The organism is Mycobacterium sp. 1482292.6 (genome assembly GCF_001672995.1).
GTDB lineage: Bacteria > Actinomycetota > Actinomycetes > Mycobacteriales > Mycobacteriaceae > Mycobacterium > Mycobacterium europaeum_A.
On sequence record NZ_LZKV01000091.1, the window covers coordinates 135064 to 155875 of the forward strand.

Here is a 20812-nt window from a genome sequence, read left to right on the forward strand (position 1 = left end):
GCACTGTTGGCCGGCGGCGGCCGCCTGCCGGTCACGGCGCTCCCAGACGGCCGCTCGTCCCCGCGCCATCGCCTCGCGGCGTCGCCTGCCCGCGTAGGCGATCAGCCCGGCCGCGACCAAGGAGCCCGTACAAATGGCGGCGGTGACACCGAAATCGATTGGCTGCCCATTGATCAACGTGAGGACCGCGTAATCACCGGAAACCACGGCCGCAAACAGGAAGGCAACGCGTAGCCGTCGGGTCATGGTGCCAGCCCCTCGAGCCCGATCGGGCGCACAGTGAAGACACTGCCCAGGTATCCAGTGGGACGCCCGCAGGTAGTGCACGCCGGGTGGGCGCCGCATCGGGACGCCATCTCGCGCTTCTCGCCCACGTAGGTCGCCATCGCCCATTGCAGAGTGGACAGGCAGGCCTGGCAGAGCGTCTCGACGAGGTCGCCGTCTGGGCTCAGCCCCATCTGGTCGCATCCGTCAATGGCGTGTATCTCGGCGACCGTCACCGCCGGTGCACCGCACGTAATGCCGGTCGACACCCGCTGGGCACTGCAGACGGGCTGCAGCGCGTGAAGTTGATCCTCGATCGCCGGGACGGCGTCCCTCGCGCCTTCTCCCTTCCGATATGCCCAACGCCGTGCAAAGGCGGCGGCATCACGCATTCGATGCGGCAGCCATGGTGATCGCGCGGCGCCGCCGCCGTATTCAGCTGGCGATCGTTGAAATTGGCGAGGCTTCATGTGGTTTCTCCCATTTGTGGCGATGGCGTTCGGTGGTGCTCAACGCAGCCAAGTCGTCCACGTCATCGCGAGGCGTGGCTCACTTAAGCGGCCCCGAACGCAGATCCGAAAAACATGGCCGGCTCCACGTACCGTCGCTCGCCATCCATCTGTTGAGCGAGGATCAACCGATGTGGGATGAGTGGTCATCACCCGGCGAACTGATTCACCCGGGCGATTCGGCGAGTGTTTCGAGCACCAGGGGATGAAGCACCCCGGGCCTGCCGGCCCAACCGGCACCGCCGGCGTCGGCCGCAGGTATCCGGTGAGGACGCATCTGATGCAACCGAATGGCAGTTCACCAAACGGGGCGGAGAAGCTCGCCTACACTGACTGCCAGCGCTAACGGTGGCGAGAACTGTGGATTACATAGGTTGGAAGTCTTCCCCCCGCCTACTTCACTTCGGTGGGCGGCGTTTCGCGTGAACACCGCGAGGGCGTCGGGGAAGGCCCGCACACCGCCGATTCGCGGGCGTGCAGTCGAGCTGAAGGTGATCGGCACGCAGATCGCGGCGCTCGCTCAGGGGCGCGGCGGCGTACTGGTCATCGAGGGGCCGCCCGGCATCGGCAAGAGTCGGTTGCTCACCGAGGTCTTGGCGCTCGCCGAGAAGGCCGGTGTGCGGGCACTATTCGGCGAGGCGTTCGAATACCAGCAGACGGTGCCATTTTTCTCGCTGTTCATGGCGACGCTGCGCGCGGATCCCCCCGTCGGTGATGCGGAGGCATTGCGCCGCTTGGGCACGTCGGCCGATCTCCGCTACTGGGTGGTGCGCGATCTGCAAGCCGCCATTCATGCGGCCGCGTCCCGAATACCCTTGGTGATCCTCCTCGAGGACATCCACTGGGCCGATAACGCCACCCTGGTGGCGCTGCGATCGCTGGCCGCGACACGTCCCGACGCCCCGGTGCTGTGGGTGCTCACCGCACGAACCGGCGCCGGCGGGCCGGCCGTTCGCGAGACGCTTACCGCGCTGGAACGTGAGGATGCCAGGTTTCTGCGGTTGACGGCGATGACACCGAGCGCCGTCGCGGACATAGTGCAGGACGCCGTGCGGGCCAACGCGGATGCGTCGCTCCTGACTCTGGCCGACAAGGCGCACGGCAACCCGTTCCTGCTGACGGAGCTGCTGCGAGGACTGGACGAGGAGGGCCGGCTCGACGTCAGCGGCGGCCGCGCGGTCGCCACCGGAGAAACGTTGCCGCGGCGACTCAGCGACACTATGCAGCAACGACTCGACCAGCTCTCGCACGCCGCGAGCCAGGTCGTGCGAGTCGCCGCTGTGCTGCCTGACCGATTCTCGGCCCGGCTGCTCGCCGCGATGCTGGAACGCCGACCGGCCGCCCTGGTATCGGCGGTGGAAGAGGCAGTCCACGCCGACTTCCTCACCGACGACGGCGATCAGATGAGGTTTCGTCACGATCTGCTGCGCGAAGCGACGCGGCAGTCGCTGCCCCAATCGCTGCGCCGAGCGATGGAACGGCAATCGGCGACCGTCATGCTGGACATGGGGGCAGCGCCCGAGGAGGTGGCAACCCAGCTCGGCCGCAGCGCTGAGGTGGGCGATCAGGTCGCGGTTGCCGCACTCCGCGAAGCCGCACAGTCGGTGGCCAACAGCGATCCCGACGCTGCGGCGGATCTGAGCATGCGCGCCTTGGAACTCCAGCCACCCCAAGATCCAGGACGTGGGCCGCTCGTGGCGGAAACGATCGTGCTGCTCAACCGGGCCACACGTTACGAGGAGGCGCAACGGTTGGCGAGCACCACCCTGTCCGCCGAGCTGGAGCCCGAAGAAGAGGCCAAGATCCTCCTCCGGCTTCGGACGGCAATCACAGATACGACCGCGCGACACATCCAAGAGAACCGCCGCGCACTTCAGTTGCCCGACCTCAGCGACGTCACCCAGGCGCGACATCGGGCATGGCTGGCGTACAACCTGACGATGTACGGCCAACACGGACAGGACAGCGCGGCAGCCAACGAGGCGGCGGTCGCCGCCGCATCCACCGGCGATCTGGAGTCGAGGATTCTGTCCGGAGTTGCACTCGCCTACCTCGACTGCTCGAACGGGTACGCGGCCCGCGCTCTGCACCGCGTTGAGGAACTCCAGGCCCTGCCCCCCGCGGGCGATATGACGACTCATAACCTCGCCGGGTGCCACCTGGCAAACCTGCTCGCTGTGGTCGGACGGCTGGAAGATGCGGCGGTGCTGGTCGCGGACGGCACAGAAACATCCCAGAAGGAACGCGACGGCATGGCGCTCCACATCTGGGCCCTGATGGCGGGGGTGGTGGAGGCGGCCGCGGGCCGGCTGTCAGCGGCCCGCGTCACCACCGAGCGGCTGCCGAAGCCGGAGCGACCGGGGTCGACTTTTGTAAACGCTATGCGCTTGTTCACCCTGGCGGAGGTGGCGGCGCGCACCGACGACCGAACGTTGTTGGTAGAGACCATGAATGAGGCGCGCGACGCGTACTCCAACGGTTCACCCGCCGTACGCCGCGGGGCGGCGTGCGCGCTAGGGCTGGCGGCGTGGCAGCGCGACGACGTTCATGAAGCGGTTCGCTGGCTCGGCGACGATATCTCGCTACTCATGACACCGTTCTTGCCGACCGTCCTGGATCAGCTGACCTTGACCGCGCGGGTAGCGTCAGCCGCCGGTGATGCAGGCTTGCGCGCGCGCCTCCTGGACGCCGTCGACGTGCTCGAACACGAGCCGTGGGGGGTTCCGTTGTTCTCCACAGTCGCCCGACACATTCGCGGCATCCTCGAGCGTGACGCCCAGGCATTGGTGGTTGCCGCCGAGTTGCTCCAATCATCGTCGCGGCCGCTTCTTTACGCTGGCGCCGCCGAGGACGCGGGCGGCGAGCTGAGTCGCGCACAGCGCAAAGCTGATTCGCTCGACCATCTGAACGCAGCCTTCGACACCTACATCGAGTGCGGGGCGGCCGCGGATGCCCGCCGGGTCGGTCGCGCGCTGCGCCTATTAGGCGTGGAACGGCGCATCGTCACCCACCCACGCGCAAAAACGGGCTGGGACAGCCTCACCGACTCTGAACTCACGGTCATCAACCTCATCGCACAAGGCGCGACCAACCGCGACGTCGCTACCGAGCTGCACCTCTCCCCCCACACGGTGAAGACCCACGTCCACAACGCATTCGCGAAGCTCGGCATCACTTCCCGCGCCCAATTGGCGCAGCTGATGCGCGGCGCTGATTGACCCACAGCAAAACGGATAGATCACCTGTGCGGGCCTACAATGACGTGCACTGCATGGCAGTCCCGTAAACGGTAGATAGGACACACACCCGATGGGGCCTCCAACCGGCTTATTTGGCTTCGGCGGCCCGGCCCTGGTCACTCCGCCGATTCGGGGGCGGGCAGACGAGTTGAAAATGATCGGCGCACTGGTTGCCGCGGTGGCCCAGGGGCGTGGCGGCGTGCTGGTCATCGAAGGGCCGCCCGGCATCGGCAAGAGTCGGTTGCTGACCGAGGTGTTGGTGCTGGCCGACAAGTGCGGGGTGCGCAGCTTGTTCGGTGAGGCGTTCGAGTATCAGCAGACGGTGCCGTTTTTCTCGCTGTTCATGGCCACCCTGAACGCCGATCCCCCGGTGGGAGACGCCGAGGCGTTGCGCCGACTAGGCGGCTCGGCCGACCTGCGCTACTGGGTGGTGCACGATTTAGCGGACGCGATTCATGCCGCGGCCGCGGCAACGCCGCTGGTGATTGTGCTGGAGGACGTTCACTGGGCCGATAACGGCACGCTGTTGGCGCTGCGGTCGCTCACCACCGCGCGGCCGGATGCGTCAGTGCTATGGGTCTTGACTGCCCGCACCGGGGCCGGCGGGCCAGCGGTGCAAGAGACGTTTTCGGTGCTGCAACGCGCGAATGCCACATTTTTGCGATTGGGGGCCATGACGCCGGATGCGGTCGCCGACATGGTGTGCGACGCCGTGCGCGCGAAAGCCGATGTGTCGCTGCTGAATCTGGCCGCCAAGGCGCACGGAAATCCGTTTTTGGTCAGTGAGCTTGTCGGGGGGCTGGGAGAGGAGGACCGACTGAACGTTAGCGGTGGGCGCGCGGTGGCCACCGGACATGAGCTTCCGCGGCGTCTGCGCGCCAGCATGCATCAACGACTCGATCTGCTCTCCGAAGGTGCCTCAGAGGCGGTCCGGGTGGCCGCGGTGCTGCCGGACCGGTTCTCGGCCGGCTTGCTGGCCGCGATGCTGGAACGATCGCCGACGTCGCTGCTGTCGGCGCTCGAGGAGGCCGTGCGCGCGGATCTTTTCATTGAAGACGGTGAGCAGTTGAGATTTCGCCACGACTTGTTGCGCGAGGCCACCCGCCAGTCCTTGCCGCAGTCGTTGCGGCGGGCGATGGAGCGCCAGTCGGCGTCGGTCATGCTGGGGATGGGCGCGGCGCCGGCCGAGGTGGCCACCCAACTGGCACGCAGCGCCGAGCCGGGAGACCGGGAGGCGATCGAGGCACTGCGCCGAGCCACGCAAGCGGTTGGCCGTGGCGATGCGAGCGCGGCCGCGGATTTGAGCAGGCGCGCGTTGGCGCTGTTGCCCGCCGATGACGCTGACCATGGATTCCTGGTCGCGGAAACGGTGGAGTGGCTCAACCGGGCCGGCCGCTATGGCGAGGCCGAAGAATTGGCCGACATGGCGCTCGCGGAGGCGGCGTCGCCCGAAGTGGAGGCCGAGATCCGTCTCCGGCTTCCGGTGCACACCAAGCACACTGACCAGCGGCGGGTGGAGGAGAATCGTCGGGCGCTCGAGTTGACCGGGCTGAGCGAGGTCACCCGGGCACGACATCTGGCGTGGCTGGCGTACAACCTGGTGTTCGACGAAGGTGGGCAACGGCGCGAGGCCGCCGACGAGGCTTCCTCGGCCGCGGCGGTCACGGGTGATTTCGAGGCCACGATCATGGCCGGCGTCACCCACGCTTTGCTCGATGCCGGTGAGGGATACACCTCCCGCGCACTACGCCGTTTCGAAGAGCTTGGTGCGCTCGCCCACACGAATGAAACGGCGTTGGCGCACGCCTACGCCGGAATGTACAACGCAAACCTGCTGGCAGTGGTCGGCCGGTTGGACGACGCCACGGCCCAGGTCGCCGACGGGATTGAGCAAGCCAGCCGGGAAGGCAACGCGATGGCCCTCTCTCTGTGGGCCGTCTTCAATGGGCTCGTGCACCTCGCTGCGGGCCGGCTGTCGGCCGCCCGCGACGCGACGGAATGCCTTGCGCCACCTCAGCGGACGGGGGCCACCGAACACGACGTACTTCGCACAGTGATTCTCGCCGAGGTGGCGGCACACACCGATGACCGGAACTTGCTGCAACAAATGGCCAATGACGCCCGCGAAGCCCACTCTGCCGGCTCCGCCGGCATACGTCGGGGATCGGCGTATGTGCTCGCGCGGGCGGCGTGGCAGCGCGACGACATTCACGACGCGATGCGGTGGCTCGGCGACGTCATCCTGCTGGCGACACCGTTTTTCCCCCACGCATTGGTTCGACTGATCTTGGGTGCGCGGGTGGCCTCGGCCGCCGGTGATGCGGGCTTGCGCGCCCGGGTCCTGCAAGCCACCGAGGTGCTTGATCGTGAGCGGCCCAAAGTGCCGCTGTTCGCGGCGGTGGCCGGCTATGCCCGCGCGATCCTCGAACACGATGCCCTGGCGTTGGTGGCTGTTGCGGAGTCGCTTCGCACATCGCCGCGGCCGCTTCTATATGCCAGCGCCGCCGAGGACGCCGGCGGTGAGTTGAGTTGCTCACAGCGCAACGCTGAGGCGCTCGATCAGCTGAACGCGGCATTCGACGCCTACATCGAGTGCGGGGCGACCGCCGATGCCCGTCGGGTAGGCCGCGCGCTGCGCGAGTTGGGCGTGGAACGGCGAATCGTCAACCACCCGCGAGCAAAAACGGGCTGGGACAGCCTCACCCACTCTGAACTCACCGTCGTCCACCTCATCGCCGAAGGCGCGACCAACCGCTCCGTTGCACAGCAACTGCACCTCTCCCCCCACACCGTGAAGACCCACGTGCGCAATGCGTTTGCCAAGCTCGGCATTACTTCCCGCGCCCAATTGGCGCAGCTCATGCGAGGCGCTGACTGATCGACAGCGCATCGGGTACTTGACATGCGCGGCCTAGAATGACGTGCACTGCAGCGCCAGTCCGCTAGACGGAAGACAGGGAACCCGTGGGGCCTTCAACCGGCTTATTTGATGTCGGCGGCCAGCGGCTGGTCACCCCGCCGATTCGGGGGCGGATAAACGAGCTGAACAAGATCGGCGCACTGGTTACCGCGGTGGCCCAAGGGCGTGGGGGGGTGCTGGTCATCGAGGGCCCGCCCGGCATCGGCAAGAGTCGGTTGCTCACCGAGGTCCTGGCGCTCGCTGAGAAGGCCGGCGTTCGGGCACTGTTCGGCGAGGCATTCGAGTATCAGCAGACGGTGCCGTTCTTCTCGCTGTTCATGGCGACCCTGCGCGCGGAGCCCCCTGTCGGTGATGCGGAGGCTTTGCGTCGCTTGGGCACGTCGGCCGATCTCCGCTACTGGGTGGTGCACGATTTGGCCGGCGCCATTCATACAGCAGCCGTGCAGACCCCGCTGGCGATCCTTTTGGAGGACGTCCACTGGGCCGACAACGCCACTCTGTTGGCGCTGCGGTCGCTGGCCGCCGTGCTGCCGGGTGCACCGGTGTTGTGGGTGTTGACTGCCCGCACCGGGGCCGGCGCGCCGGCGGTGCAAGAGACGCTGTCGGTGCTGCAACGCGCGGGGGCGGTGGTTATGCAGGTGGGCGCGATGACGGCGGACGCGGTCGCGGACATGGTCCAAGACGCCGTACGGGCGAAAGCCGATGTGTCGCTATTGAATCTGGCAGCCAAGGCGCACGGAAATCCGTTTCTGGTCAGCGAGTTGCTCGGGGGGCTTGGAGAGGAAGGCCGACTGAAGGTCAGCGGCGGGCGGGTGCTGGCCACCGGCGACGCGCTACCGCGGCGTCTGGGCTCAACGATGCACCAGCGGCTGGACCTACTCTCCGGCGACGCGTCAGAGGTGGTGCGAGTGGCCGCGGTGTTGCCCGACCGGTTTTCGGCCCGACTGTTGGCCGCGATGCTGGAACGCCAGCCGGCATCGTTGCTGTCAGCGCTCGAGGAGGCGGTGCGCGCGGATCTGCTCGTGGAAGATGATGTGCGGCTGAGGTTTCGACATGACTTGCTGCGTGAGGCCACCCGCCAGTCCTTGCCGCAGTCGTTGCGGCGGGCAATGGAGCGCCAAGCGGCGTCGGTCATGCTGAGTATGGGCGCGGCCCCGGCGGAGGTGGCCACCCAGCTGGCACGCAGCGCCGAGCCGGGAGACCGGGAGGCGATCGATGCGCTGCGGCAAGCCACGCAAGCGGTTGGTCGTGGCGATGCGAGTGCGGCCGCCGACTTGAGCAAGCGCGCATTGGACCTATTGCCCGCCCACGACGGAAGCTACGGGTCGCTCGTCGCCGACACGGTGGAGTGGCTGAATCGGGCGACCCGGTATGACGAGGCCCAGGCGCTTGCCGACAGGGCGCTCGCAACGCAGCTGTCGCAAGACGACGAAGCAGAGATTCGGCTGCAGGTGGCCGCGGGCACCGAGGACCCGGAGCAACGCATTGCCGAGCTCCGTCGCGCGCTGCAATTGGTCGGCATCAACGACGTCACCAGGGCGCGCCATCAAGCGTGGGTGGCCTACTTCGAGGTGGTCAACGGTCTGTATACGGACGCCTCGGCAGCGGGTGTGGCCGCGGCCGCGGCCACGGCGACGGGTGATTTGGAGGCCCGGATCGTCAGCGACACCGCGCTTGCCCTGATTGACTATCAGGACGGTTATGCGGTGCGCGCGCTTCAGCGCATGGACGAGGTAGAAGCCATGACGCGCAGCGGTGAGGCTACCTTCGGCGGCATATACGCGGCCAAGCGGCGCGTAGGCCTGATTGTTTGCACGGGCAGCTTGGCGGACGCCAGCGCGCAGGTTGCCGAGGGCACCGAGAAAGCACATCGCGAGCGCAACGCGATGGCGCTTCCCGGCTGGACCCACCTGGGCGGGATGGTTCATGTGGCGGCGGGTCGTCTGGTCGCGGCGCGCGGCACCATCGAGGCGCTGCCCCGGCGCGAATGGGCGAACAGTACCGAGGTCAACATTGAGCGCATGCTCGTTCTGGCTGAGGTCGCCGCGCGAACAGGTGACCGAATGTTATTGCAAGACCTAGTGTCTGAGGCTCTGGTCCTGTATCCCAGCACCTCACCCTTGTTGTCCTGCGGCGCGGCCTACGTGGTCGCGCTTGCCGCGTGGCACCGCGGCGACGTTCACGATGCGGTGCGCTGGCTTGGGCGCCAGAACACGCGTGTCATCACACCGCTATGGCCTAACGTGTTCGACCAAGTCATCTTGATGTCGCGGGTGGCGTCAGTGGCCGGCGACGCCGGGCTACGCGCGCGGGTGCTGCAGAGCGTCGAGGTGCTGGAACGCGAGCGCCCCGGAGTGGCGTTGTTCGCGGCGGTCGCTCGGCAGGCCCGCGGAATCTTGGATGGTGACGCCGATGCGCTGTTGGAAGCGGCCAACGCGTTGGAGACGTGGCGTCCGCTTCTTTACGCCGGTGCCGCCGAGGACGCCGCTGATGAACTAGCACGCGCCGGACGCGATGCGGAGGCGATTGAAAGTCTCAATCAAGCATTCGACACGTTCGCGGAATCCGAAGCGCTCGCCGACGCCCGCCGGGTCGGCCGCGCGCTGCGCCGATTAGGCGTCGAACGGCGCATCGTCACGCACACGCGGGCGCGAACGGGCTGGGACAGCCTCACCGATTCCGAACTCACGGTCATCAACCTCATCGCCCAGGGCGCGACCAACCGCTCCGTCGCGCAGCAACTGCACCTCTCCCCCCACACAGTGAAGACCCACGTACACAACGCATTTGCCAAACTGGGGATCACTTCCCGCGCCGAATTGGCGCAGCTGATGCGCGGCTCTGATTGACCGACACGTCAAATACGGGGCCGCCTAGTACTACATCCATCCGGCCCTCAAGATCATCCCTTGGGCGATGGTTTTCCGCTGCCTGCCCGACGACCGTAGTACTCGACAACTAATCACATTCTCACCCAAAGCGACGGGCCTGCCAGGCCACACACCATGCCGGTGAGCGCACAAGGGAAAGAGCGAACAATGTTGAATGCGGCGCTTGGAATGCTGGCGATGGTGCCAGTCGCGTTCGGTGTCGCCGGGTACACCATGGTGTCCCGATGACCGCCGGTCGCGCCAGAAACAGCAAGTCGGACTGCACATCTCGATGGCAATGTCAGTGACAAAGCGATGACGCCACAAGGGTCGCCATCGCGTTGCGGCCGTAGACGAACGCCCGGCACACGCCGATCGCCGGCCTGCGAGCGCACAGTCACCACGAGCGATGGCGTCCCGCTGTCCGTTCGTGACTGGGGATCTCCCGCTGCTGGCCACACAGTCGTACTTCTCCACGGCTTTTGCTTGAACAAGGAATCGTGGAATATCCAGATGGCGCAGCTGATCCGTCGCTGGGGCAACGACATCCGGATCATCAGTTACGACCACCGTGGTCACGGCGAATCCGGCAATGCGTCAATGCACACGTACCGGATCGGCCGACTCGCCGACGACCTCGCCGAGTTGCTGGTCGCGCTTGGCGTTGCGGGCGCTCTCACCCTGGTAGGGCACTCGATGGGTGGTATGACGGCCTTAGCCTATCTCCGCCAGCCGGCCGGCAAACGTCCCGTTGAGCCGGAGAGCCTTGTTCTCGTCGCGACCGCTGCGGGAAATCTCGCCTCGCACGGCCTCGGCCGACTGCTGAGCACCCCCGCGACAAGCATGCTCTACCACCTCGTGCACCGCATGCCTCGCGCGGGTACGGATGAGGTCGTTCAATTCCTCGTCCGGCCGGTTTGCGCGGCACTGACCAGGTTTGGCGGATACGGTGAAGCTGCCCCGAAATCGTTGGTCACTATGTCCGCGGCCGCCGTCAACGCCACCCCGTCGACGACCAAAGTCGGCTTCCTACGCGGTCTGAAAGAGTACGACTGCTCGACGACCCTGAGCTCTATCACGGCCAAAACAACCATCATCAGCGGAGGAGCGGACAAGCTCACGCCAATGTGGCACGCCCGCGAGCTGGCCGACGGTATCCCCGGGGCGACGCTCATCCACCGGCCGACCGCAGGGCACACGCTCTTGCATGAAATCCCGCAGGTGGTCACCGGAGCCATCAGCTCCGCCATCGCCGACACCAGCCCAGCTCTTGCGGCTGGGTGTCACTATGACCCCGGTGCGTCCACGGCGTCGGAAAAGCCGCTAGGCGGCGACTTCCGCATCGACCATTGCGATTCGGCATTTACGGCATCACCCGTCGAAGTCGAGGACCGAGTGTCATGACCCGGTTAGACGGTGCCTCCGCTTTACGCGGAGTCTTCGCGGGCAGTTGCGCGATCAGGGCCACTAGGCATACACCCACCCGACCCTAAAGATCACCCGTGGGGCGATGGTCAGGCGGTGCCCGCGCTGCCAACGTAGTCATTGAGTTCTGAATTGCCAACGAGGAGAAATACGGTGAGCGGGCAAAGCGTGAGCACGACTCACGAGAAAATCATTGGGCCGCTGGCGGGATGCCGGTCCCCCAACCCAAACGGGCATCGCCGGCGGGCGCAGGAGTTAATCGCGGAGAACGCATCTGATTCAATAGGGTCACCGCAATTGCCGGGCAGAACGAGACCGGCCGACCCTGCAAGAAACAATCGGGATGCCGACCCGCCAGCGTCCACCCAAGGCGCCTCAACACCGAGTTTTCCCGCCCGGCTGCTGGATTCAACGGAGTGGCGGAGTTCGGGCATGAGCGGCTCAGCTGGGCGCAGCGACAACGGCGTCGGAGAAGCCGCTGCGCGAGCAGTTCTGCTCGCCACCAAGCTGCACGTCCCTGCCATCGGCGCGCAACTCGTTCACCGGGGCGCCCTGCTGGACGCACTATCGGCGGGACGCCGCCGCAAGCTGACCCTACTGAGTGCGCCGGCAGGCTGGGGCAAGACGACATTGCTGGCGCAGTGGGCTTTGGGCGCGGGCGAGGACGAGCGGTTCGCCTGGCTGTCGCTTGACTCCTCCGACAACGACCCGGTGTGGTTTTGGATGTACGTGGTCGCCGCGCTGCAGAAGGTCAGTCCCGGGATAGGGATTCGCGCGGTCGAACTCCTAGCGATGGGCGCCGACCCAGTGCAGGTCGTACTGCCTACCCTGCTGAATGATCTGGACACAATCGCCAACCCGGTCGTGCTCATTCTAGATGACTACCATCTGGTGGTAGGTCGAGCGGCGCATGAGCAGCTTGCGTTCTTCATCAGCCGGATGCCGGCGAATCTTCACCTGGTATTGGCCACCCGGTCCGATCCGATGTTGCCGTTGGCTCGGCTGAGGGCCAGCGGCGAGCTTGCCGAGGTGCGAACCGACGATTTACGTTTCGGGCCGATTGAGGCGGACCATCTGCTGAACGATGTACTCGGGCTGGGCTTGGCCCCCAGAGATATTCAATTGTTGCACCGCCGCACTGAAGGGTGGGTCGCCGGTCTCTACCTTGCCGCCCTCTCGCTTGCCGGGCGTGCCGATACCGCCACGTTCATCAGGACGTTCGCAGGCGATAACCGTCATATCGTCGATTACTTGATGGCCGAAGTGCTCGACGGTCAGCCGCCGCAGCTGCGCAGCTTTTTGCTACGGACGTCGGTCTTGGGACGACTAAGCGGTGCGCTGTGCGACGCGGTGCTGCAGACGTCTGGCTCGGCCTCGGTCTTGCAGAAGATCGAGCGCGAAAACCTGTTTGTGGTGCCATTGGACACGTCGCGTCACTGGTACCGCTATCACCAGCTATTCGGAGAGTTGCTGCACACCGAGTTGCGCCGCACCGAGCCCGATCTCGTCGCCGATCTGCACCGGCGAGCCGCGACGTGGTTCGAGGCCGAGGGGCTCATCGATGAGGCGGTGCGTCACCTGCTCGCGGCCGGTGACATCGCGCGCAGTGCTGACCTGATCGCCGCGGACTGGGTCGACGAATTCAACGGGGGAGGCGTATCGACCATCTCCGGCTATCTCGATCTGCTTCCCGAGGAGACGGTCATACAGGATCCGCGGCTGAGCGTGGCCCGGGCCTGGATCGCCTTGAGCGTCGGTCAACTCGATGACGCCGCCGAGTGGATCGAGGCAGTCGAAACCCGATCCGCGGCCGACACCGCAGATGGTCGCGCTCTCAGCGCTCAAGTCGTCGTGTTGCGCGCGATTCACTCGTTCAAGACGGCCGACATCACCGGGGCGCTTGAGACAGCGCGCCGGGCAATCACCCTCGATCTCGGCGAAGCGCCGCTCGGCCGATCAAGCGCCTACTGCATCTATGGTGCCGCACTGTACTTTTCGGGCAATACCCCCGAGGCGCAAGCCGCCTTCCGGCGCACCGTAGAGCTGGCCGAAAAGGTGGGCGATCGTCGCGCCCGCATCTACGCGTTGGGTTATCTGGCGCTGATTTCGGCCGAGCATGGCCGGCTTGCGGACGCCGAACGTCAAATCCGTCGGGCTTCCGGCAGCTCCCGCGATCTCGCGGATGCGGAACACCTCGTGGACGTGGTGGTGTCGCTTGCCACGGCCAAAGTCCTTCGTCTGCGCGGTGAGGCGAACGCAGCGGCGCCTGCCGCCGACATGGCCGTCAAGTCGGCGCGCCAAGGCGGAGCAATCCTCGAGGTGGCTAAGGCGCTGTTGATCACAGCGGAGATCTTCGAGGACCTCGGCGACCACCAGAACGCAAAGGCGAGTCTCGAAGAGGTCGCGACGCTGGTATGCGGTTGCGCTGATGCCGGCATCGCCCCGACGCTGCTCGCAGGGGCCCAGCGGAGTGCGGGCGTCGCGGCGAGTTCGCGCAATGAGAGTTGCGTTGCCGGTGAGGAACTGACCCCCAAGGAGCTTGAGGTTCTTCGCCTGCTCGCCACCCGGTTGTCGCGACGTGAAATCGGTGAGCGGCTGTACGTCTCGCTCAATACCGTGAAGACCCACCAGCGCGCCGTGTACCGCAAGCTGCGCGTCGAGCACCGTGGCGCGGCGGTGAGCCGGGCGCGAGAACTCGGCCTTTTGTAGTTGGCATGCCTCGTGGCTGTCGGCCTAACCTCACCCGGGTGAAAGGTGGTGAGGGTGATGACAGCTGAATCGGTTTCGGGTCATGCTGAGAATATTGCTTGCCATCGACCTGCCGGGCAAGAGCTTCGGATCAACGGGTTGTTCCGGGCTGGGTAAGCACACAGCTCTGCGAAGAACGCAATGACGGAGGACATGTGATTACAAGGCAATCCGTCTCGGGACAACCGCGAGCCCGGACCACTACGTGGAACCGATAAGTAACGCCAACAAGGACTTCGTGGTCACATGGAGGCCATCGCTGCTGAGCACTGGGTGATCAGTGCAGAAGACGTCGATGACTTTTGGGTGCCATACCAACTACGTGCAGACAACGCTAGGAGCCGAATGGTTGCGCATCGTCACGTTGAATCGGACGCCGACACGCGGCGCATCACCACCCCCCGGCTGACGTTACGGCCATGGCGGCTCGATGACGATGTCGCGGCTCATGCCATATACGGTGCGCCCGAAGTGATGCGTTGGCTGTGTCCGGCCTTGTCCCCCATCGTCGATGGGACCGAAATGCGACGCGTCCTGGCGGCGTGGATCGCTGAAAGCGACCCGACCGGGCTGCCGTTGGGCCGATGGGCGATCACCGACAGAGACTCCGGCGACGTGATCGGGGGCGTGGCCCTGCTTCCATTGCCGCCGGGCGGCACGGATCTAGAAATCGGGTGGCAGCTGTCTCCGCAGGCCTGGGGCCACGGGTATGGCGCGGAAGCGGGTCACGCGGTCGCCCATCAGGCATTCGAAAACCTCGGTGTCAGCGAGGTCTTCGCAGTCGTGCGGCCGGACAATCGCCGTGGTGTGGCTACCGCCCGACGGGTAGGAATGGATTGGGTCGGCGAGACCGACAAGTACTACAACCTCACGCTACAGGTCTACCGTCTGACGAAGGCCGACCTGGACCTACCGGAGCCGGCGTGCGCGGGATGAACACGGACGGAAGGATGTCGTAGCGTAACCCGTTGCCGGTCGATGTCGCTACCTGGCTAACGATTCTGCCGCACAGCGGCTATCGCCGTCTCACCCGGGTGAATTGCACCGGTGGATGACGACAACTCACCCTCTGCCCAGAGATCCTTGTCGCTGATCTGAGCCGCAACCGAAACTGCCCGGATCACCGTGTCGACAGCCACGCGGTGAAACGCATACACAAAGAACGGAGACCACATGTCGCAGAGTGAGGCCACCGCCGTGATGACTGATGGGCCAGGAAAGTCTCGAGCGACCGACATTGCGCCTCTTGTCGCACGCTATGGTCTGGTTATAGTCCTGGCCTGGTTCGGCGCCATGAAATTTACTCACTATGAATCCCAAGGTATTTCGCATTGGGTGGCCAACAGCCCCTTCTTGGGTTGGATCTACGAGATCATTTCGATCGATGCGTTTGGTCGATTGAACGGATCAATAGAATTGATCACTGCGGCACTGCTGGCCGTCAAGCCATGGTTCCCCAGGGTTTCCGTGGTAGGCGGCGCCTTCGCCTCGCTGTTCTTCGTGACCACGCTGAGCTTCATGATCACGACCCCCGGGGTCGGCGAGGCGTCTGCTGGTGGCTTCCCCGTTTTGTCCGCCGACGGGGAATTCTTGATGAAGGACATCGCGCTCTTCGGCTTAGCGCTGTGGCTGCTGGTGGACGCGATTGACGCAACCCGCAGACAGGCGACGCTCGCCAAAACGGGCTGACACCTCACGCTGATGAAGTTGCGCGCTATGCATGCGGAAAAAGGGTAGCGATGACTGAGGCTTATGTTTTGGGTGGCGTACGAACCCCGTTCACCCGCTATGGGGGCACACTGTCGGGTACTCGGGCCGATGACTTGCTGGGTATGACGATGAAGGGCGCGTGCGACCGGCTCGGTGTGCCGCTCAATGCCGTGGAAGACATCGTAGCGGGTTGCGTGAACCCTGCTCACGAAGGCATGGGCGATGTCGCCCGGTGGGCGGCACTGGCTGCCGGATTTCCTGACACCGCGGCCGGGGCCACCGTGAATAGATTTTGCGGATCATCACTGACCGCGGCGGTGACCATTAGCCACGCGATCAAAGCCGGCGACCTCGGCCTGGGCATCGCCTGTGGAGTCGAGTCGATGTCGCGATCGGGGTGGGCGCTGATGAAGGGCGACGCAGCGTTCAGTCCCCGGGGTCCGGTCCTCATGCTCGACACCATGTGGAGCGGCGCTGGAGGACCGCCCAACCCGGTTTTGTTGGCCCGCAACGCTTACATCAGCATGATCGAGACCGCGCAAAATGTTGCCGACCGCTACTCACTGGACCGCGAGGAGATCGATGCCTTCGCGCTGCGGTCCCAGCAACATGCCAAGGCTGCGCGTGATCGAGGACGGCTAGCCAAAGAGATTATGTCCGTGCCGATTCCGGCGACAAAAAAGACACCTGCCCGGCTGGCAGAACATGATGAGTTCATCCGCGATGACACCACCGCCGAGGCGCTGGCGGCTTTACCGGCCCAGCCCGGAACGACTCAAATGACGGCGGCCAACTCCTCGCCTTTAAGTGATGGTGCCAGTGCCGTGGTCATCGCTTCCGGGGAGCGAGCCGGCGAGCTCGGCATTCAGCCGTTAGCCCGAGTGGTATCGAGTGCGGTCTATGGCATCGACCCGCTCATTATGGGCGTGGCCCCCGCATGGGCGATCCCGGCCGCGATCCGGCGGGCAGGACTCAGCCCCGAGCAGATCGACGTGTGGGAGGTGCACGAGGCGTTCAGCGCCCAGGCGCTGGGCGTGCTGCGGGAATTGCCAAACCAGCTGGACGGTTTCGTGGTGCCCGATGACAAGCTGACACCCAATGGCGGTGCGGTCGCGATCGGACATCCCTTCGGGGCTACGGGTACTCGCTACTTGTTGACGCTGGCGACCGAATTGCGTGAACGAGCCGCCCATTATGGGGTGATCGGGGTCTGTATCGGTTCTGGTCAGGCAGTAGCAGTGGTTTTGGAAAACGTTGGCGCAGAATAGGAGCCGTGCACACTCCACCGCCGAAGGTGGGCACGCTTTGACGCACGACACTCCAGATCGGGCCCACGCCGATTGATGGCCGATACAACCCGGATTCGTGATGTCATCGTTGTCGGGTCAGGTCCAGCCGGATACACCGCGGCGATCTATTCGGCTCGGGCCGGACTGGACACCCTGGTCATCGAAGGCCGCCAGCCCGGCGGTGCGCTCTTAGCTGCCGGGCGGGTAGACAACTACCCCGGTGTCGCGCCATTCGTCACGGGTCCCGTGCTGGCGGCCACAATGCGGCGACAAGCTCAGCAGTTCGGCGCCGAGCTCTACCCCGGCTACGCCGACAGATTCGATCTTGGCGGCGCGCTCAAGACGGTCGGCGCGCGTGATGCCCAATACCACGGCCGCGCAATCATTCTCGCCATGGGTTCAGCGGGCCGGCCCCTCAACGTGGCGGGCGAACGTGAGCTCCTCGGCCGCGGAGTGAGCACCAGCGCGAAACTCGACGGCGCACAGTTCACCGGTCGCACCGTCGCCGTCATCGGCGGCGGCGACGGTGCCGTTGAAGAGGCGCTTCACCTTGTGCCGCTGGCCCGCCGCGTCACCCTCATCCACCATCGCCTCCGACTACGGGCATCAGCCATCGCGGTCGCTCGCCTGCGAGCACATCCCAACGTCGCGATCCTGACCTCCACCGAAGTGCTGGCCGTACACGGCGCCCAACATGTCACCGGACTGCGCATACGCGACACGCGACACGCCGGCGATTCCACCATCGCAGTCACGGCCGTTTTCGTCGCTGTCGGCCAGAAACCCTGCTCGGGTCCCTTGATTGGACTCGTCGACCTCGATGCCGGTGGCCACATCGTGACGAATGGCGATACGACCCGTACCTCCGCGGAGGGCGTATTCGCCGCCGGTGACCTGATCGACCGCCGCTACCGCCAGGCGGTCACCGCCGCAGCCAGCGGCTGCGCGGCCGCGCTCGATGCCCAGCGCTGGCTGAGCCAACGGCACTGTCACCCGGTCCCATGCGTTAACAGCACGGAGATCGCGCCTTTGGCTTCGAAGACCGCGAGGTGAATACCATCGGAGCTTTCGTGCCCGTGCTGTCGTAGCACAGCTTCGAGGTCGGCAATGGTTAGCCCGCACCGACGCAGGTTGCGTCGGTCGACGTGTCCGTTGCGGATCAGCACCTTCAGAGGCGGATCGATGAAACGCCGAATCCCCGGAATGAACCGCAGTCTCGCTAGTACCGCGTGGGTGGCGAGAAGACAAATGAGCGCCGCGGTTGCGTTGAGCCACGTGGTATCGCTGGCGGTAGCAGCCCGGCCGACGATGGCTCCGGCGGCGACCGCCGCGATCCAGTCGAACGGAGCGAACTCGGCGAGGGTGCGGCGCTCCATGAAGCGAAACAAGATCGCAGCCGTGAGGAACAGCGCCGAGGTTTTGATGGCAGCATCGACGGCACCGGTCGGGTCACCGATCAGGACATGAAGTATTCGGTCCACGGGTGCCTCCGTTTCAAGGGTGAGTCATCGACTTTTGCCGCCTTTTGCTGCCGGCCGGTACGGCGCTGCTGGATCAGGCAATCACTGTGTAGGCGCCGATAACCGTTGCCACTCAACGTAGTTTGGGTTGCCGAGGCGTCGGCGCCTCGGGGCGACGCCTCGCGACCTGGTACCGGCGGTTACTTGCTGCCGGACTCAACGATGGCGACGACCTCGATCTCGACGCGCTGGCCGGGCAGGGCGAGCGCCTCGACGCCGAGCGCGGTCCACAGCGGCAGAGTTTCGCCGAACCTCTTGCGGAACTGGTCCACCATCACCGACATGTGTTGATTACCAATGGAATCGTCTTCGGTCGGAACGTGGTAGGAGTGGACGTTCACGACGTCGCGCCAGGCGGCGCCCGCCTCAGCGAGGGTCTTTTCCACGTTGTCGCATGCCTTGACGATCTCGTCCTCCAGGGATGTGGCCGTCAAGGTGAAGTCCGCGTCCCAGCCGCCTTGGCCCGAGATCTCGATGCGATCGCCGATGCGTAGGGCTTGCCTGTAGCGGTTGCGGGTACGGGCGATCTCGCCGTATCCGGGGGTGTCGAAGAATTCGACCTTTGCCATGCGGGTTTCCTCTCATCGTTGATTGTTAGAAGCGCGGTCGTGGACCACATAAAGCTGGGTGCGCTAGCGGCAGGCCCGTCAGTTCTCATTGCCTCCCGGAGTGGTTGGGGTTTCGCCTCTGATGATGGCGATGGCCTCCGCGTCCTCCATCGCGACTTGGTTCGCGGCGCGTAGTACGGCGCGCACGGCGCCGGCGGGTATGACAGCGGCGCCGGAGGCATCGGCGAAGACGTAGTCGCCGGGACGGACCGCCACCCCGGCGACCACGACCGGACGGTTCGCCTCGTACGGGGTGACGACGTCGCCGCCCCACCGCGTTGTTTCGCCTCGGCAATAGATGGCGAGATCGTAGAGTTCGAGCTCGGCGAAGTCGCGCAGCCGCCCGTCCGCGAGAATGCCGGCGAGCCGATGGTTTTGGACACGCGACAGCTTTGTCCCACCGCCCAGTGACGCATCGGTATAGCCGTTGCTGGCCAGGACCAGCACGTGCCCGTCGGCCCCGCCTTCGATGGCGTCGTAGAACAACCTCTTGAAGTTGTAGCGCTCGGCGGGGAGAGCGGCCCGGCACGCCGGGAAATAGGAGATGGTCACGGCAGGGCCAAACAGCCGGCGACCGGGTGTCGGGCTCACCAAGTCGAGGAGATGACACCGATGTTGGTGCCCTCGCCCCATGGCGTCCACGATGTCGGCGGTGCGCACGCGACCGGCGAGCGCGTGGAGGGACTCCATCAGCGGGCGGAGATCGGGACACGCCAGGACTGGGCGCCGCGGAAGTCGAGCCACACATCGGTGGGCGTTTGCACCAGCCGGGCCAGCACGTCTCCGCAGCACGCGCAGCGCACCACGATGCCGGGCCCGCGCTGATAGACGTGACTCTCAGCGAAAGCTCCGGTGCGACAACATTTCCCGCAGGTCAACATCGCGGTGGTGACATCGAATCCCAGCACTTCCGCGAAGGCGCCGGCGGCGGCGTTACCGTCGACGTGCATTGGTTCGGTCATCATTCCTCGTTCCTGGGTTAGTTGCTCGGTCCGAAGCGCTCGGTCCGGATGGCTGACGGCTGATAGCCCTGCTCGATCAGCTTCGCGCTTACTGATTCAACGAATCCCGTTGGACCGCAAACGTAGACGCGTGTGCGACGGTCGGGGGTCCACCCGGTCGGCGCGAGGTCAGCACGGCCGACCCGGCCGGGCGGCCGAGCGGTTTGTAATGCGGCCGCGCGGGTGTAGACCAGCGCGACCTGCAGCCAGCCACATTCGCGTTCGAGTTCGCCCAACTCTTGGGCGTAGTACACATCGGCAGGACTGCGCACCGAATAGACCAGCCGAAAGTCGGAGCTGCCCGCCGTTACCCGCTGTCGCAGCATGGCCATCAACGGCACGATCCCCGATCCGCCGCCGACGAGCAGAACCCGAGCCTCCTCGTCCGGCCGCCAGACGAACCAGCCGCCGATGGGTCCGCGAAGTTCGATCTCATCGCCGGCGGCAAGCCCGATGAGGTAGGGCGAGACCTCCCCGTCGTCCGTCCGCTGCACGGTGAGTTCTATGCGCTCGCCGTCGACCGGTCGGCCCAGTGAGTAGCTGCGTTGCGCGCTGTACCCGTCCTCAGCGGTCAGCTTGAGATCGATGTGCTGGCCGGCCAAGTGGCCGCCCCAGCCCGGCACATTCAACCCGATCGTTTGCGCGGACTGGGTCTCGGGTACGGAGTCCACTACGCGCGCGACCCGCCAGCGCAACTTCGGTTCCATCT

16 protein-coding genes are annotated in these 20812 nt (G+C 65.5%); 10 read left to right on the plus strand and 6 right to left on the minus strand.

The features are described from left to right. Positions 1 to 242 precede the first annotated feature (242 nt). On the minus strand, positions 243 to 458 hold the full coding sequence (locus A5624_RS28985) for a hypothetical protein (protein WP_231998329.1): 216 nt from the start codon (positions 456 to 458) through the stop codon (positions 243 to 245). Between the two features lie 161 nt (positions 459 to 619). On the opposite strand from A5624_RS28985, the gene A5624_RS28550 reads away from it, so the two are divergent. From A5624_RS28550 to A5624_RS09545, 10 genes are all read left to right on the plus strand, one after another. Then, on the plus strand, positions 620 to 982 hold the full coding sequence (locus tag A5624_RS28550; protein ID WP_197505192.1) for a hypothetical protein: 363 nt from the start codon (positions 620 to 622) through the stop codon (positions 980 to 982). A gap of 213 nt (positions 983 to 1195) precedes the next feature. Beyond that, positions 1196 to 3991: a LuxR family transcriptional regulator gene (locus A5624_RS09505; RefSeq protein ID WP_066865082.1), complete on the plus strand. Its 2796-nt coding sequence runs from the start codon at positions 1196 to 1198 to the stop codon at positions 3989 to 3991. Positions 3992 to 4082: 91 nt separating this feature from the next. Beyond that, complete coding sequence (locus A5624_RS09510) at positions 4083 to 6890, plus strand: LuxR family transcriptional regulator (RefSeq protein WP_066865085.1); 2808 nt, start codon at positions 4083 to 4085, stop codon at positions 6888 to 6890. Positions 6891 to 6976: 86 nt separating this feature from the next. Next, positions 6977 to 9781, plus strand: a complete 2805-nt coding sequence (locus A5624_RS09515) for an AAA family ATPase (protein WP_066865089.1) — start codon at positions 6977 to 6979, stop codon at positions 9779 to 9781. A 336-nt stretch (positions 9782 to 10117) separates the two neighbouring features. Then, entirely contained in the window at positions 10118 to 11206 is a 1089-nt protein-coding gene (locus A5624_RS09520) for an alpha/beta fold hydrolase (RefSeq protein ID WP_082984743.1), read from the plus strand. Positions 11207 to 11659: 453 nt separating this feature from the next. Further along, positions 11660 to 13936 carry a LuxR C-terminal-related transcriptional regulator gene (locus A5624_RS09525; RefSeq protein ID WP_066865095.1) on the plus strand — a complete coding sequence of 759 codons (2277 nt, stop codon included), beginning with the start codon at positions 11660 to 11662 and terminating at the stop codon, positions 13934 to 13936. Positions 13937 to 14320: 384 nt separating this feature from the next. Then, on the plus strand, positions 14321 to 14911 hold the full coding sequence (locus A5624_RS09530; RefSeq protein ID WP_066865098.1) for a GNAT family N-acetyltransferase: 591 nt from the start codon (positions 14321 to 14323) through the stop codon (positions 14909 to 14911). A 237-nt stretch (positions 14912 to 15148) separates the two neighbouring features. Further along, positions 15149 to 15664, plus strand: coding sequence for a YkgB family protein (locus A5624_RS09535; protein WP_066865101.1), 516 nt, complete (start codon positions 15149 to 15151; stop codon positions 15662 to 15664). A 50-nt stretch (positions 15665 to 15714) separates the two neighbouring features. After that, the gene (locus A5624_RS09540) at positions 15715 to 16953 is read left to right on the plus strand and encodes a thiolase family protein (RefSeq protein WP_066865103.1); all 1239 of its coding nucleotides are present in this window, start codon (positions 15715 to 15717) and stop codon (positions 16951 to 16953) included. Between the two features lie 75 nt (positions 16954 to 17028). After that, positions 17029 to 18027 carry an NAD(P)/FAD-dependent oxidoreductase gene (locus A5624_RS09545; RefSeq protein WP_066865106.1) on the plus strand — a complete coding sequence of 333 codons (999 nt, stop codon included), beginning with the start codon at positions 17029 to 17031 and terminating at the stop codon, positions 18025 to 18027. Here the strand turns inward: A5624_RS09545 and A5624_RS09550 are convergent. The 5 genes from A5624_RS09550 to A5624_RS09570 form a co-directional block, all read right to left on the minus strand. Next, entirely contained in the window at positions 17964 to 18455 is a 492-nt protein-coding gene (locus tag A5624_RS09550) for a DUF421 domain-containing protein (RefSeq protein ID WP_066865109.1), read from the minus strand. The two genes, A5624_RS09545 and A5624_RS09550, sit on opposite strands and share 64 nt — an antisense overlap. A gap of 179 nt (positions 18456 to 18634) precedes the next feature. Beyond that, positions 18635 to 19063 carry a Rid family hydrolase gene (locus tag A5624_RS09555; protein WP_066865112.1) on the minus strand — a complete coding sequence of 143 codons (429 nt, stop codon included), beginning with the start codon at positions 19061 to 19063 and terminating at the stop codon, positions 18635 to 18637. Between the two features lie 78 nt (positions 19064 to 19141). After that, the gene (locus A5624_RS09560) at positions 19142 to 19792 is read right to left on the minus strand and encodes an RraA family protein (protein ID WP_066865115.1); all 651 of its coding nucleotides are present in this window, start codon (positions 19790 to 19792) and stop codon (positions 19142 to 19144) included. Continuing rightward, positions 19792 to 20067 (minus strand): DUF6510 family protein, encoded by a 276-nt coding sequence (locus A5624_RS09565; RefSeq protein ID WP_066865118.1) that lies wholly within the window; start codon positions 20065 to 20067, stop codon positions 19792 to 19794. Before A5624_RS09565 ends, A5624_RS09560 begins: the two co-directional genes overlap by 1 nt. 14 nt (positions 20068 to 20081) lie before the next feature. Beyond that, positions 20082 to 20810, minus strand: coding sequence for a ferredoxin reductase (locus tag A5624_RS09570; RefSeq protein ID WP_066865121.1), 729 nt, complete (start codon positions 20808 to 20810; stop codon positions 20082 to 20084). Positions 20811 to 20812 lie beyond the last annotated feature (2 nt).

Bases quoted from the DNA above. Each gene is read 5' to 3' on its own strand.
- A5624_RS09535 (WP_066865101.1), top strand. From the start codon at position 15,149: ATGTCGCAGAGTGAGGCCACCGCCGTGATGACTGATGGGCCAGGAAAG.
- A5624_RS28985 (WP_231998329.1), bottom strand. From the start codon at position 458: ATGGGGCTGAGCCCAGACGGCGACCTCGTCGAGACGCTCTGCCAGGCC.
- A5624_RS09540 (WP_066865103.1), top strand. From the start codon at position 15,715: ATGACTGAGGCTTATGTTTTGGGTGGCGTACGAACCCCGTTCACCCGC.
- A5624_RS09510 (WP_066865085.1), top strand. From the start codon at position 4,083: ATGGGGCCTCCAACCGGCTTATTTGGCTTCGGCGGCCCGGCCCTGGTC.
- A5624_RS09520 (WP_082984743.1), top strand. From the start codon at position 10,118: ATGACGCCACAAGGGTCGCCATCGCGTTGCGGCCGTAGACGAACGCCC.
- A5624_RS09565 (WP_066865118.1), bottom strand. From the start codon at position 20,067: ATGATGACCGAACCAATGCACGTCGACGGTAACGCCGCCGCCGGCGCC.
- A5624_RS09545 (WP_066865106.1), top strand. From the start codon at position 17,029: ATGGCCGATACAACCCGGATTCGTGATGTCATCGTTGTCGGGTCAGGT.
- A5624_RS09530 (WP_066865098.1), top strand. From the start codon at position 14,321: ATGGTTGCGCATCGTCACGTTGAATCGGACGCCGACACGCGGCGCATC.
- A5624_RS09525 (WP_066865095.1), top strand. From the start codon at position 11,660: ATGAGCGGCTCAGCTGGGCGCAGCGACAACGGCGTCGGAGAAGCCGCT.
- A5624_RS09560 (WP_066865115.1), bottom strand. From the start codon at position 19,792: ATGGAGTCCCTCCACGCGCTCGCCGGTCGCGTGCGCACCGCCGACATC.
- A5624_RS09555 (WP_066865112.1), bottom strand. From the start codon at position 19,063: ATGGCAAAGGTCGAATTCTTCGACACCCCCGGATACGGCGAGATCGCC.
- A5624_RS28550 (WP_197505192.1), top strand. From the start codon at position 620: ATGCCCAACGCCGTGCAAAGGCGGCGGCATCACGCATTCGATGCGGCA.
- A5624_RS09570 (WP_066865121.1), bottom strand. From the start codon at position 20,810: ATGGAACCGAAGTTGCGCTGGCGGGTCGCGCGCGTAGTGGACTCCGTA.